At 70.8% G+C, this 14,161-nt stretch carries 11 protein-coding genes and 1 pseudogene; 7 read left to right on the top strand and 5 right to left on the bottom strand.

What is annotated here, in order from left to right:
• Window positions 1–13: 13 nt before the first annotated feature.
• Entirely contained in the window at window positions 14–1,501 is a 1,488-nt protein-coding gene (locus ACZ6ZI_RS22205; RefSeq protein WP_469523531.1) for a SulP family inorganic anion transporter, read from the bottom strand.
• A 735-nt stretch (window positions 1,502–2,236) separates the two neighbouring features.
• On the opposite strand from ACZ6ZI_RS22205, the gene ACZ6ZI_RS22200 reads away from it, so the two are divergent.
• From ACZ6ZI_RS22200 to ACZ6ZI_RS22190, 3 genes are all read left to right on the top strand, one after another.
• Complete coding sequence (locus tag ACZ6ZI_RS22200; protein ID WP_469523530.1) at window positions 2,237–3,952, top strand: hypothetical protein; 1,716 nt, start codon at window positions 2,237–2,239, stop codon at window positions 3,950–3,952.
• A gap of 544 nt (window positions 3,953–4,496) precedes the next feature.
• Entirely contained in the window at window positions 4,497–4,955 is a 459-nt protein-coding gene (locus ACZ6ZI_RS22195) for a cupin domain-containing protein (RefSeq protein ID WP_469523528.1), read from the top strand.
• Between the two features lie 99 nt (window positions 4,956–5,054).
• Window positions 5,055–5,621 (top strand): DUF6328 family protein, encoded by a 567-nt coding sequence (locus tag ACZ6ZI_RS22190; protein WP_469523526.1) that lies wholly within the window; start codon window positions 5,055–5,057, stop codon window positions 5,619–5,621.
• 441 nt (window positions 5,622–6,062) lie between these two features.
• Here ACZ6ZI_RS22190 and ACZ6ZI_RS22185 read toward each other — a convergent pair whose 3' ends face one another.
• The 3 genes from ACZ6ZI_RS22185 to ACZ6ZI_RS22175 all read right to left on the bottom strand — a co-directional run bounded on the left by ACZ6ZI_RS22185 (window position 6,063) and on the right by ACZ6ZI_RS22175 (window position 8,134).
• Window positions 6,063–6,824, bottom strand: a complete 762-nt coding sequence (locus ACZ6ZI_RS22185; RefSeq protein WP_469523525.1) for a GAF and ANTAR domain-containing protein — start codon at window positions 6,822–6,824, stop codon at window positions 6,063–6,065.
• Between the two features lie 16 nt (window positions 6,825–6,840).
• Window positions 6,841–7,590, bottom strand: coding sequence for a GAF and ANTAR domain-containing protein (locus tag ACZ6ZI_RS22180; protein ID WP_469523523.1), 750 nt, complete (start codon window positions 7,588–7,590; stop codon window positions 6,841–6,843).
• Window positions 7,591–7,675: 85 nt separating this feature from the next.
• The gene (locus tag ACZ6ZI_RS22175; protein WP_469523521.1) at window positions 7,676–8,134 is read right to left on the bottom strand and encodes a hypothetical protein; all 459 of its coding nucleotides are present in this window, start codon (window positions 8,132–8,134) and stop codon (window positions 7,676–7,678) included.
• Window positions 8,135–9,045: 911 nt separating this feature from the next.
• Here ACZ6ZI_RS22175 and ACZ6ZI_RS22170 point away from each other — a divergent pair.
• The 3 genes from ACZ6ZI_RS22170 (at window position 9,046) to ACZ6ZI_RS22160 (ending at window position 12,246) form a co-directional block, all read left to right on the top strand.
• Complete coding sequence (locus ACZ6ZI_RS22170; RefSeq protein ID WP_469523519.1) at window positions 9,046–10,566, top strand: serine hydrolase; 1,521 nt, start codon at window positions 9,046–9,048, stop codon at window positions 10,564–10,566.
• A gap of 88 nt (window positions 10,567–10,654) precedes the next feature.
• A complete protein-coding gene (locus ACZ6ZI_RS22165) occupies window positions 10,655–11,455 on the top strand; it encodes a neocarzinostatin apoprotein domain-containing protein (protein WP_469523517.1) in 801 nt (266 codons plus the stop codon).
• Window positions 11,456–11,775: 320 nt separating this feature from the next.
• Entirely contained in the window at window positions 11,776–12,246 is a 471-nt protein-coding gene (locus tag ACZ6ZI_RS22160; protein ID WP_469523515.1) for a hypothetical protein, read from the top strand.
• Between the two features lie 299 nt (window positions 12,247–12,545).
• Here the strand turns inward: ACZ6ZI_RS22160 and ACZ6ZI_RS22155 are convergent, their stop codons facing one another.
• Entirely contained in the window at window positions 12,546–13,745 is a 1,200-nt protein-coding gene (locus tag ACZ6ZI_RS22155) for a hypothetical protein (RefSeq protein ID WP_469523513.1), read from the bottom strand.
• Between the two features lie 169 nt (window positions 13,746–13,914).
• Here ACZ6ZI_RS22155 and ACZ6ZI_RS22150 point away from each other — a divergent pair.
• Window positions 13,915–14,151 (top strand): annotated as a pseudogene (locus ACZ6ZI_RS22150) (integrase core domain-containing protein); the annotation flags it as partial.
• Window positions 14,152–14,161: the final 10 nt, after the last annotated feature.

Below are 14,161 nucleotides of genomic sequence, written 5' to 3'. Positions count from 1 at the left end.
GTACTCCGTCGCGTCAGTGGCTGGTGAGTTCGCCGCTGAGCTTGCCGTGGAGCTCGGCGCTGGGGTCGTTCAGGCCGATGATCTCCACGCTCTTGCCGCGCTGGGCGTACCTGTTCTCGATGGCGTCCAGGGTGGCGACCGAGGAGGCGTCCCAGATGTGTGCGGCGGAGAGGTCGATGACGACCTGGTCGGGGTCGCCGGCGTAGTCGAACCGGCCGACGAGGTCGTTGGAGGAGGCGAAGAACAGCGCGCCCGTCACGGAGTACACCACCGTGCCGCCGTCGAGGTCGGTGACCGCGGTGACGTCGGCGAGGTGGGCGACGCGCCTGGCGAAGATGACCATCGCGGTGACGGAACCGACGACGACGCCGATGGCGAGGTTGTCGGTGGCGACCACGCAGATCACGGTGATGACCATGACGGCGATCTCACCGGCCGGCATGCGCTTCAACGTCTTGGGGGCGATGGAGTGCCAGTCGAACGTCGCGAAGGACACCATGACCATGACGGCGACGAGGGCGGCCATGGGGATCTCGGAGACGACCGGGCCGAAGACGATGCACAGCACCATCAGGAACGCGCCCGCGAGGAAGGTGGACAGGCGGGTTCGGGCGCCGGAGACCTTCACGTTGATCATGGTCTGGCCGATCATGGCGCAGCCGCCCATGCCGCCGAAGAAGCCGGTGACGATGTTGGCGATGCCCTGGCCGACCGACTCGCGCGTCTTGGAGGAGTGGGTGTCGGTGATCTCGTCGACCAGCTTGGCCGTCATCAGGGATTCCATGAGGCCGACCAGGGCCATCGCGAAGGCGTAGGGGGCGATGGTGGTCAGGGTGTGCATCGTGAACGGCACGTCCGGCAGGCCCGGGACGGGGAGGGAGGACGGCAGGTCGCCCTTGTCGCCGACGGTGGGCACGGCGATCGCGGCGGCGACGGTGATGACGGTCAGGATGACGATGGAGACCAGCGGCGCCGGGATCACGGTGGTGACCCTGGGGAAGAACACCATCAGCGCGAGACCGCCGATGGTCAGCGGGTACACGGCCCACGGGACGGCGGTCATCTCGGGCACCTGGGTCATGAAGATCAGGATGGCGAGGGAGTTCACGAAGCCGACCATCACCGAGCGCGGGACGAACCTCATCAGCCTGGCGACACCGAGGGTGCCCAGCACGACCTGGATGACGCCGGCCAGGATGACCGCGGCGACGAGGTGGCCGAAACCGCACTCACGGTTGAGCGGCGCGATCACCAGGGCGACGGCGCCGGTGGCTGCGGAGATCATCGCCCGCCGGCCGCCGACGACGGAGATGACCACGGCCATGGTGAACGAGGCGAACAGGCCGACCGCGGGGTCGACACCGGCGATGATGGAGAAGGAGATCGCCTCGGGGATCAGCGCGAGCGCGACGACGAGGCCGGCCAGGACCTCGGTGCGCCAGACCTTCGGGTCGTTCAGCCAGTCCGGGCGCAGGCCGCGCGGTCGCGTGGTCGGGGACACAACGGGAGAGGACAAGGAAGCGGGTACCTGTCGTGCTCGGGCACACCTTGCCCAGGGCAGGTCGGGGCGTGCGGGAGAACGCGGGAGGCCGGGTCGGCGCCCCGCGGACGGCCCGCGGCGCGGCGGGCCGGACGTCGAAGAACGGGACGGAGCCGGGCCGCGCGACGCGCGGGAGGACGGCTCACATCAGGAGGAGGCGAAGCGTCACGGCGGGCAGGCGGCGGCGATCGGCGTCGTGGGCTCGCGCACGCTCTCTCCTGCGGGAATCGGATCTTCGCCGGGGGCACCGTCGGCCCCGACACGGCGGTGGTGGTGCACCATTGACCGCCCTCGCCATCGGCAACTCTACCCGGGCCGCCACCGAGCCGGTCGACGCACCCCGTGTCCAGCCGGCCCGCGCCGAGGACTTCGACGAAACGCTCCGCACGCGCCCGCACCTGGCGGCGCCGGCCGGGTCCTGCCCCGCGGCGACCCGCCGTCCGCCGACTGTCCGGCCTCGCCCCTGCCGGCGGTGGGGCGCGATCCTCACGATCGCCGGGGCCGTCCTCGCCATTCCCCGGACGGCTCCCACTGCGCTCGAGGCGTGGGCCAGGAGATCGTCTTCCGGTCGCGTCGGGGCGGGTTTCCGGACGAATGATCAACAGCGTCGGCAGCCGACGGTCACCCCGTGCGTACCGTGCGTCGTGTTCGGGCGGGGTCCGCCGCCCGTTCCGGGACCGACGCGAGGAGACCGACGTGACCGACACCGCCAAGCCCCAGGAAGACGACCAGAACCTCTGGCGGGCCCTGTACACGCCCGCCGGCGGCTGGAGCCCGGCCGTGACCTTCGCCGACCACCTGAGCTTCGCCGCCCCCGTGCTCGCCGAGGTCGACGGCACGATCCACTGCGTCCACCGCGGCGCCCGGGAGGAAGGCGACGGCGAGAAGGTCCTGCCCGTGCGGTGGACCTCCTTCACACCCGCCTCCATACGGCCGTACGAGACCGCGCTCGACGAGGCCGCCGCCAAGCCGCTGCCCAAGGAGGCCACCGAGGAGCAGGCGGCCGCCTGGCAGAAGGAGGTCCAGGACGCGGCCGACGCGCTGGAGCGGGCGCGCAAGTGGACGCCCGACGCCTACATCCACGGCGTGGAGAGCGCCGAGACCCCCACCCTCGTCAACGACGACGGCACCCTGCGCATGGTCTTCACCGGCACCGGCGGGTACTACACCCACGGCAAGCCGCAGCTGTTCGAGACCGAACTCGGCCTGGTGGACGGCCGGCCCCGCTGGAGCCGCCCCAAGCAGATCACCCACCACGGCTCCGCCCTCGCTCCGGCTCTGGCCGTCCTCGACGGCAAGGTCCACCTCGTGTACGTGGACCTGTACGCGGACCGGCTCGTCCACCTGGTCCGGAACGCTGAAGGGCGGTGGACCCACGTCCTGGACGAGGAGGGGAAGGCACCGCAAACCCCTCGCGTCGACTCCGCGCGGCTGCGTCGGGAGTGGCAGGAGTCCAAGGACGGCATGCGGGCCAACCTGTCGCTGGCCGCCCACGACGGGAAGCTGCACCTGGTCCGCAACGGCTTCGGGCTGCTCTTCCCCGCCGTGTTCGACGGCAGGACCTGGACGGACGGCAAGCCCCTGCCCGGACCCGTACCGGTCGAGGAGGGCAAGGGGATCGACGCCGCCCTCTCGTACCGCACCGCGGCACTGGCCTCCTTCGACGGCAAGCTGCACGCCGTCTACCCCTCCGCGCGGACCGACGCGGGCGACGCCCTGCGCCACTGCACGTGGACCGAGGAAGGCGGCTGGACCCGGCCCGTCGTGCTGGAGGGCCACGACTCCAACAACACCCCGGCCCTGCTCGGCTTCGAGGAGGGGCCGGCCGAGGGAGCCCGCCAGGCCCTCCTCCTCGTCCACCGGGGCATCGACCGGTACGTGCCGCCCGCCCCGCCGGTCCCGCCGGCGCCGCCGAGCATCGCGGACGTGGTCAGCCGGGGCGCGACCGTAACCGGCGGGACGGTAACCGACCACGGCAGGGGTGCCTGGAGCCGCCTGCGCCACGACGTCGCCCTGACGCCGGCCACCCTCAAGGACGGCAGGAAGGCCGTCATCGCCACCTGGGACGCGGTGGCCGAGTACTACTGGGGCTGGTGGTGGTACCGCGACGGCGGCACCCGCTTCTCGACGGTCCGGGTCGGCGGCGGCACGCTGTGGATCAAGAAGCCGTCGGACAAGAACTTCCTGAAGTACGCCGACTTCGGCGGCGGGGCCTTCTCGAACGGACACCTCCGGGTGGACGTGCTGATCACCGACCTGGAGCCGGGGACGTACGAGATCTCGCTCAGCAGCTCCAACAGCAAGAAGACGGGCGGCTACTGGTGGGACGAGCACCTCTTCAACGGGCGGACCGACCGTGAGTACTGGACCGAGTTCGACCTGAGCCGCTGCACCGCGACCGTCACGATCTGACGGAGCCGCGCCGTCCGGCCCGGGGCCCATCGCCCCGGGCCCACCCGGTCCGAAGGTGTGCAGGTCAGGGGGCAGCGGTGAACCGTGCTCTCGCGCGTCCGTACCCCACGGAGCCAACCAACCGGCCCTGCCCGTGTTCGTCGACCCGCATCACGCCCAGCATGCCCTGCGCGCCCTGCTCACGCGTAGGAAGCCACACCCGTCCCACGGGCTCCTGCTTCTGCCGTCTGACGGCTCTGATCCCGACCACGAGGCCGGGCGCCGGCGTCCGGGGCCCGGCGGCGAGAGCCGACTCCCGGATCTTCCCCGGCCCGCCGATGGTCGCCCCAGCCCGTGCTCGTCCCGCCGGAGCCAACCGCCCCCGCCGATCTCCTGGCCGCGCGACCGCGCACCGACGCCCACGTGCAGGAGGTCGCCGTCCGGCCCATTGGCGGGATCACGGCATGAAACGGCACGGCGCGGGCAGGTGCTGCCCCAGACGGGTCGGTGCGGTTCCCGGCGAATGACCCAGTGTGTGAGGGCGGTGGTAGGGATGAGCGTGCGAATGTCCACCGCGTCCGGCCTCTTGCAGCCCACAGAGCTACTGGACATCGCCTACGATGCCGGCTGGGACTACCCGAACTGGCGGGCGCGGCTTGCCGATGCGGAAGGTGAGAGTCGGTGGATTCGGCTGTTCCGCGCCGACGGTGTCAGCGTCTGGGCCCTCAGCTGGAGTAGCCTGCCTCCGGGTTGCGCCTACCTGGACCACGAGGGAGTGCGGGGAGCCGTGTTCGTGGCTCGAGGAGCCCTCACGCACGAGCGGGCCCGCCTCGGATGCGCACCACACCCCGAGGAAGTAGGTGCCGGCCAGGGTTTCTGCTTCGACGAGACCTTCTACCACCGCATGCACCCGGTAGGCGACGCCGGTCCCACCGTCACGGTGCACGTGTTCGCACGGGCTGATCTGGTTGGCGGGGGCAATTCCGTGCAGGACGATCCCGTACTCGGTTTCGGTCTTCCGTGAGGCCTGCGCCGAACGGCCGTGAGTTCCTCGGGTCGGTGCCACCGACCCGGTGGGAGATCGTCTTCGTATGGCGGATCGCGCCGAAAGAAGGACAATCCCATGAGCAAGCCGCAGAGCCAGTACCCCAGTTGCGGCAACTATGACACTTCAGCAGCCTTGCCCGCCCCGGATCGGCATCTGGAGACCATCGCTGCCCCGGAGGGAGCCCGCGAACGGGTCAACCGGAGGTGGGGTGAGATCCTCCAGGAGACCCGGGTCGCCCAGACCGGTGGTCAGATTCTGTTCGGGCTGCTGCTGAGCATCGCCTTCACGGCCCGGTTCGAGAGCCTGTCCGCCTTCGGGCAGGGCTTGTACATCGTCACCGTGGTGCTGGGAGCCTCCTCGACGGCCGCGCTGATCGCGCCCGTATCCATCCACCGGTGCCTGCGCGGCCTGCGTCTGAAGCACGAAGTGGTGGAGGCCGCGGGCCGCATGATGGCCTACGGGATCGTTTTGTTGGCGCTGACCATCGCCTGCACCCTGCTGCTCATCCTCACCATCGTTCTCCCCGGCCCCTCGGCCTTCCTGATCGTCGCGAGCGTCATGTTTTGGTTCATGCTGTGTTGGTACGTTCTGCCCCTGCGGCTGCGCCACAGAGCCGGACGGCGCTCCGCTGACCGGGGCTGAAGGGCCAGCCTCCGGCTTCTCCGCGGTGGGGCGGGCTCACGCAGAGGCGGGGAAACGCTCCCAGACACGGTGGGCCGCGAGCAGTTCCATGAGCAAGCGCATTCCATGGGCGCACGGTGACCACGACGCGCGGTTCGCCGACGGAGATCCCTGCGGCCTCGAAGAGGTCGCCGGCTCGGCCCAGGCCGACGAGAGCCTTGCCGTGTTGATAGGTCCCCGTGAGGAGAGCGAGGACTCGGGGGTCGCCGACGGGCGGCTTGGTTGCTCCGGCCTTGGCGTCACGCGCTCCGTATGCGTCGGCTCCCGCTCCCGGGAAGCCGGCGAAGACCAGGGCGTCGGATGCGACGGAGCGGGCGGTGGCGAGGCAGCCCAACCTCCTGTGGGGGCCAGGGCGGCTATCCGTCTCTTGGCGACAGAAGCGGAGCCGGGCCGGGCTCCGGGTCAGGGTGCTGGAGCGAGTACGGCGTCTGGGGGCAGGCGCCTGCGCACCAGGTCTTCGGCGAGGTCGGCGGGCCGCTGGTGATGGACGGCCGCGTACGCTCTCAGCCGCTTTCCGGCTTCGGCAGGGGTGATGTGGGCGGACGCGGCGAGCATGCCCGTGGCGATGTCCATCACGCCCTTGGCCGAAAGAGCCGCCTGGGTGCGGGTGACGATGTCATAGGGCCGTAGTGGTTCGCGGCTCCATGTCAGTGCGGAGGTCGTCGCCGTGCCGGCCAGTGCTTGTAGGAGACGGGAGTCTTCCGGTGAACAGGACGTGGGGGTGCGGGCCAGGAGGTTGAGGGAACCGATGTTCTGGTCGCGCAAGCGCAAGGGAAAGCAGTGGGCGGCCGAGAAGCCGGCGGCGAGGGCCAGGGGAGTGAAGACGGGCCAACGGTCTTCGCTCGCGGTGAGGTCGTCGGCGTGGATGGGCTGCCCGGTGTTGTAGGAGTCGATGCACGGGCCTTCGTATACCTGGGCCTGGAACATCTCGGCCAGCTCGACCCGTTCCTCGGTGACGACCGCCGATTGCAGGCGGCCGCGCGCGTTGGCGAGCATGATGCCGGCCGCGTCCATGCTGGTCAGGCGTACACAGTGGTCGACCAGGCGGCGCAGCAGAGTGAGGGGGTCCACGTCGTCGGCGACGGTATCGGTGAGGCTGACGAACGCCTCGGTGATCGCCTGTTCGCGGTTCATGTCTGTCACCGTCTTCTCTGCTTCGGTCAAGCTGTGCGGCGTGAGCCTAGTCATCGAACCTGACCCTCCCGGCCAAGACATCACGCGCCGCTTGCGTGACGCTCTGTCCCTGGGCGAAGGCACGGGCCCGCAGTCGCGCAAGGGCTTGTGGGGCGTCCAAATCCAGGAACACCATGATCATGCCGGTCGCCTGGTGGACCTCCTCATGGTCGTGTTCCGCCGCGCCCAGCCAGGAAGCGTTCTCGCCCGCCGGCTCCTGCGCCTCCAGGGCGAGCAGCGCGGTGGTGATCGCGTCGGCTGCCGGGAAGGCGAAGGAGCGGTCCCGCTCGGAGAGCGGGCCTACCCGGTCTCGGTAGAGGTCCAGCGTTCCCACCGCCAGACCTGCCGAGCTCAGGGGGATGGAGAACACCGCGCGAACGCCGAGCGCGACGGCCTGCTGGGCGAAGACCGGCCAGCGGCGCGCGTCCTTGCCGCCCGTCAGGTCTGCCGCCAGGACCGGCGCTGTGAGTGCCAGGGCGCTGCGGCATGGACCGTCGCCGAGTGTGTACTGGGCTTCGGCGAGCTTGCCCGCCACCGGATCGCTGGACCACCACAGTGTCTGGCTGTCGTTGTCCCCGCTCAATGACACGGACGCGCCCGTGACGTCCAGCAGGTCCACGCACGCCCGGCACAGCGCTGCGGGGGTGTCGATCCCCGCGATGTCCGCCATGCACTCCGCGAGGACCTGCGACAGCCGCTTGAGGTCCTCCGAGCCGAACGGCGCACCCGCGCCCTCAGGGAAGGCCGAGTCCCCCACGGCACACCACCTCCCGCGTCAGGGCCTTACCACCATTCTCACCCATCCCCCCGGCAGGACGAGTTCCGACACCGCGGCGCCACGTTCAGAAGCAGGGGTGTGCGGGGTGACGAGCCTGCCGAATGCCCGCCGCCTGGCCCACCAGTGCCCGTACTCCAAGGAGGCGGCGCAGCTTCCGAGCCGGTGCTGTCTCCTCGTCTCCTGGACCGGTGGTGCCGCCTGAGGCGCAGCCGGCCGGTGCGGCGCGCAACGCCGGTGCGGCATGCCTTGTCCCTCCCGCCGAATGGCCGGAGGGCGCCAGGGCCACCACGATGATCTGCTGTGTGGCGGCCCACGCGTCGACTGCGGCCAGGGCGTCTTCGGGCACGGGGTACGGAGCGCAGTCGAGGTCCAGGACCGCCGAAGCCACGTCGGCGCGGATCCCCGTCAGCAAATGTACGAGGCGCTCCTGGCAGGCCGCGCCGCCGGCGCGATCTCTCGTCGCGCACAGCGTCACCACCGCCACTGAACCGTAGAGGTGCACCCGTACCGCGTAGGACGTCACAGCGGGCTCCCCCTCATGCGGGGTCCCAGCCTTATAACGGAAGGCAGCCACGGCTGCGCGGAACACGGCCGGCCTGGCGCGTGTTCATGTCCGGCGATCAAAGCGCATGCCGCTGCTGGTGTCCGCACACGGCGGCGAAGCCTCAAGCGACGGAACCAGAACGGCCCATCTCCTCCACCATCCCACACCTACCCCCGACGCGAACTCCGCCATGATGGACTGCCGCCTGCCCATCGGCCCTGTCCATGAGGGAGCCCTCACAATATGCGTAGCCCGGCCGAGTCGAGCGCGACGTGCGTGGCGCGCTTGGGCCGCCGCCGGTGGCAGGACCCTGTCCGCGAATTCGTGCGATTTGGTCCCGGAGGGACGCCTGCCACCGCGGCCCTACGGTCTTTCGGCGTATCGGATCCACGGTTAAGGCGCTGCGCGGTTTGCGCTTCGGCGCCGGTTGCTTGTTGATGGTCCTGGCTTTGCGGGTGGTGGTCGTCTTGGTCGTACTCTGGGTGCGGAGGTCGCAGGTCGCTGCGGTTTCGGCGCGGGTGGCTTTGGCCTCGCTGACCGTTTCCGGAGCATGGCCATGAGGTCGACGACCTCGCCGGGTCCAGTTTCGGGCTCCTCGGCAGCCGGCGGTCGGGGCGCCGGGGCCTTGGCCGCGATGACCTCTTCCAACGCAGCCCGGTCCTCGTCGCGCATCTCGCCCAACTCCAGACCGGTGAGGATGTCGGCCAGGCGGTGCGGATCTGTCGCAGGGAGACCGCGGGGCTCGGTGGCCGGGAACATGTTGATCGGGATGATGACCTTCCCTAAACCAGGGCCCTTCTTCCGGTGGGAACGCGGGCGCTGCCCCGCCCGCGTTCCGCACCCCGGGCCTTGCCCAGGCGCCATGCGTCAGGGCGCCATTTAATGGATGTATGCGACGCAACGGCAAGCGCAGGGCGCTGGCATTGGCCGCCGGCCTCGCTCTGGCGGCAGGTACCGGTGCCGCCGCACCGTCGCCGAGCCCTGGCGGCTTCGACGTGTCCAGGGCCCTGGGCGCCCTGGAAACGCAGGTGCGGGACGGTATACGGCGCACCGGGGTGCCGGGTGTCGCGGTGGCCGTGGTCCACGACGACAAGGTCGTCTACCTCAAGGGGTTCGGTGTCCGCAGCACCGAAGCCCCGGACGAGAAGGTCGGCCCGGACACCGTCTTCCAGCTCGCCTCGGTCTCGAAACCTGTGGCCACCACCGTCCTGGCGCAGGCCCTGGGCGCCGACGGCTTCGACGACCCGCTCAAGGGGATCACGGTCAAGGACCCCTGGGTCAGTTCGCACCTTACGGCGGCCGACCTGCTCTCGCACCGCTCGGGTCTGCCCGACCACTCCGGAGACCTGCTCGAGGACCTGGGCTACGACCAGTCGTACATCCTGTCCCACCTGCGCTACGAGCCCCTCGGCCCGTTCCGCACCAGCTACGCGTACACCAACTTCGGCTTCACCGCGGCCGCCGAGGCCGTCGCCAAGGCCAAGGGCGTGCCCTGGGACAAGCTCTCCGACGACCTGCTCTACAAGCCCGCCGGGATGGCCCACACCAGCAGCCGCTTCAGCGACTACGAGAAGGCGGCCGACCGCGCCCTCACCCACGTCAAGGCCGACGACGGCACCTGGAAGCCCCTCTACACCCGCGACGCCGACGCGCAGACCGCGGCCGGCGGTGTCAGCTCCAACGCTCGGGACATGGCCCGCTGGCTGCGCCTCCAAACGGGCGGCGGAAAGATCGACGGCAAGCAGGTCATCGACAGCGCCGGCCTGGCCGAGACCCACGTCCCGCACAGCATCAGCCAGGCCGCCGCCGCACCGAACACCCAGCCCGGTTACTACGGCCTGGGCTGGAACGTGCGCTACGACGACCAGGGTCGACTGCGCCTGAGCCACTCCGGTGCCTTCGCACTCGGCGCCAACACCAACGTCACCCTGGTCCCCGCCGAGAAGCTCGCCATCGTGGTGCTGACCAACGGCGCCCCCACCGGCCTCCCCGACACCATCGCCCTCGACTTCTTCGACACCGCCGAGCACGGCGAGCCCACCCGAGACTGGCTGCCCGTGGTGGCCAAGGCGTACGCGGAGCAGCTCAACGAGGGCGGCTCGGACACGGACTACGCCAAGCCGCCCGCCGACCCCAGGCCGGCCCGCTCCGACAGTGCGTACACCGGTACGTACACCAACCCGTTCTACGGGCGGGCCGCCGTCACCGCCGCCCCGGACGGCGGACTGGTCCTGCACCTGGGACCGAAGCCGCAGAACTACCCGCTCACCCACTACGACGGCAACACCTTCAGCTTCGAGACCGCCGGCGAGAACGCGGTCGGACGCACCGGGGTGACCTTCGTCGACGGCCGGATGCGGGTGGAATACCTGGACACCAACGGGCTGGGCACCTTCGAGAAGACCGGCTAGCGCACGGCCGGATCGCGTCCTTGCGGACGAGGCCGGGGGACAGGAGGATCCCTTCGACCTGACAGGTGCGTCGGAAGAGGGGGCAGCGATGGGGCTGTGGAGGTTACTCGGAAGGGCCGGGCTGGTGATGGCCCTGGCCGGGGCCGGGACGGCCGTGAGCGGGGTGGCGGAAGCCGTTCCCGAGGCGCCGCACTTGGTGGTGAAGCGGACGAACGGACTGCTCGACGGGGACGTCGTCGAGTTCACGGTCAAGGGCGGCCCGCCCAAGGCGTACGTGTGGGTCGAGATGTGCGCGCCGGACACGGTGGCGGGGGCCTGCGACGAGGACACCAGGCGACAGTTCCGGGTCCTGCCGGACGGTACCCTGCGGCCGTCACCGAAGAAGCTCTACGCCCAGGTCGCCACGGGCGCCGGCACCTTCGACTGCCGTACCGCCACCCCCGCGAACCCGTGCCGGCTGGCTCTGACGGACAACACCGGCGCCGTCCTCACCACCGTCCCGCTGGGCTTCCGGCCGCGCGGCGAACTGGAGGCCGCCCCCACCGTCCGCGTCGACCCGTCCCGGGAGTTGGTGGACGGCCAGTCGGTACGGGTCACGGGCCGCGGGTACGAGCCGCAGTACCACTCGGTGGTCATGGAGTGCCTCGCGGGCTCCACGGAATACGCGGACTGCCGCACCCGGGGCCGCCCGCCGGCCACCACCGACCAGGGGCGGCTGGACGAGACGATCGAGGTCTCGACGACGTTCACCACCAACGTCGGGCGCACGATCGACTGCCGGGTCGCGCCGGGCTGCGAGGTGGTCGTCTTCGGCACCCGCGTCCGAGGCCCGCACTCGGTATCGCACCCCCTGACCTTCGCCCCGGTCGAAGCCCCAGCCGGCGGCTGACGGCGCGGAAGACCGCGGAACCCGAGGAACGCGGCACCCGGAGACGGAGCCGGCCCACGCACCGCGAGCCGGCCGCTCCCGCTCCGGCCCGCGGCCTCGGGTGCTCAGGCCCGGCCGCGCGAGCGGTCGGGCCCCTCGAAGTGTGCGTTCCCGTACGCCTCGTGGTCTGCTTGCAGCGACCCGGTCTCCTTCACGATCTCCCCCGTACGGCCTCGGCGCGCGCGTCGTCGGTGCGCGGAATCCGGGTGCGACGAAAACCCGGTGCGACCAACCTCCCCCGTCCGGCACGATGGACCCCATGACCATGTACCGAAAGGCCGATGCCGCGTAGACGGCCGCGCGCGTCGCGCGCCGCACGACCGCTGTCCCGCGTCTGGGGACCGCCCCCGCCGCACCGGATCCACGGACTCTCCGCCGGGGCGAGCCGTGCCGTCCACCTGGTCGAGCACCTGGGAGACAGCCACCACCTCCACCTCGGGGCCACGGACCGGGCCCTGCGCCGGTACCGCGAGTTCCTGAGCCGGCCGGGCAAACGCCCGCTGTACCCGCAGGAAGCGTTCTGTTCGTGTCCCGGGTGCTCCTTCGACGACGTCAGGCACGCGCGCGACGTGCTGGAGGAGGCCCTGGAGAGGCTGCCGGTACGAGCCCGCGCCGAGCTGCGCCGGTTGGTGGAGCCCCTGGACGCGGCGTTCCTGCGCCGGACCCTCCCCGACCCGTTCGCGTACCGACGCGCGTGGCGCACCGAGTTCTGGTGGTACCGACGACTGTCCGACCGGTCGGATTGGGGGTGACGGGGCCCCGGGCACGCCGACGGCGCGCCCTCGTCCCAGCAGGTGATGTCCGGCGGATCACGGCCGGGCCCCCGCCCGGCCGTGATGCGCCACCCCAGGGACGAACCTGCCGAACTCCGGGGCCTGCCGGCGTGGCTTCCCCCTCGCTCGCCTTCAACGGACAGGCACACCAGCGGGCGTCATCGCATCCGCGATGAACTCACCCGCGTCCCGAACTCCGAGGGTGCCCGTTTCGAACGGTGGCGACCACAGGCCGTCCATCCGGTCGCGCGCCGCGCACGCCCCGGGCCGGCCGAGTGTCAGCTCGGGCGCTCGTAGTTGGTCAGGACGCAGCCCTCGACCTGGGCCTTCTCCAGCCGGTGGCCGGCCGGAGCGGTGAAACCGGTCTCGCAGTTCAGGTACAGGAACTGGAGCTGGTACAGCCCTCGGCGGACGTTCGCGTTGTTGGTCTCCACGGCGATGTTCGTGCCGACCAGCAGCCTGCTCGCCGTGGCCTTCAGGCGACCGTCGTCCTTCAGGTCGGCCAGCTGCGCCGCCTTGGCCTTCGTCTGGAGGGTCTTCATGTCGGAGACGGTGTCCAGCCAGCTCAGGTTGTGCGCGCGCTGCTCCCCGCCGAGCCGGCCGCAGACCGCTCGCTGCTTGACGCCCCAAGCGCTCGGGGGGCCGTCGACGACCGGCATGTAGTCGATCGACTGCACCTGCTCGTCGGTGACCTCCATGCTCGTGCAGTCGACCGTCTGCGGGCTGACGAGCTTTCGCAGCTCGGCGATGCTGCCGGCGCTCGGCAGGCCCGGGCTGCCGATGGACGGCTGACTCGGCTTCGCGGCCCCCTCGGTGGAGGGGTCGCGTACCGCCCCGCGGTGAGGGCTGCCCTGGCCGTCGGGGCTGTTGACGTAGTCGGTGAGGAAGCAGCCCTCGACCAGGGCCTTCTCCTTCTTGAACCCTTCCGGGACGAAGACGTCGGGGTTACAGCTCAGGATGCGCAGGTCGGAGTTGGGCGGATCGACCAGGGACACGGCGGTGGCGGTCTCGAGCGCGGTCAGGGCGAAGGTCTTGCCCACGACCGTGCGGCCGGCGAGGTCGGTGTCGTACCGGCCCTCGGCGAGCAGCTTCGCGGTGTTGTCCTTCGCGGCCTGCTGGAAGGCCTTCATGTCCGGGGTCAGGAAGAGGACGATCTCGCCCCGCGCCTTCTTGTCCGTGCAGACGCCGCGTTCCGTGATGCCCCAGTCCCCGGCGCCGATGAACCCGCTCAGCGGCACCCGGCTGTCGTTCGGGTCGGTGCTGAGGTTCTCGCAGGACGTGTACTGCCGTACGTGGGCCTGCGCCCCGGCCAGCGTGGTGGGCGGGGCGCCGGAGCCGGTGGCCGTGGGGGAGGCGGGGGCGGTGCCCCGAGCGCTCGCCGCGGGCGGGCCCGGCTTGGGGGAGTCCTCGCAGGCGGTGGCGAGGGTGGTGAGCGCGGCGAGGGCCGCGGTCGCGGCGGATATCCGCTGGAGGCGCATGGGTGTCTTCCGTCGGCTGGGCAGGGCACGGGGGGCGTGCCCATGCTAAGGCCACCCGTCTGGGAATCGATCTTGGCGCGGGGCGGGGCGGGGCGAGTTGACGGAGGTGACGGGGAGTGGATTGAGCCGAGGCCGATCCTTTGGAGCGGACACCCTGACAAAGGCCGGGCGCAGCATCGGACGGGTCGACTCGAGCTACGACAACGCCTTCGCCGAGTCGTTCTTCCAGGGCCTCACGTGCGAGTTGCTCCACGGGAGGCGCCGAACCTCGAAGGCGCGGACGTGGCTCGAGCTGTTGCGCCGGCTTTCGTCGGACAACCGGCGCCGTCGCCACTCCGCACGCGGCTACCTCACTCCAGCCGAGTTCGAACAACCACTGATCACGACACGCACGCTGTCACGAGCAGACGTTATGG

The sequence above is a fragment of the Streptomyces sp. NPDC103540 genome (assembly GCF_055584445.1).
Note: the sequence above shows the minus strand (reverse complement) of the source record. Positions and strands in the feature narration are given on the sequence as shown.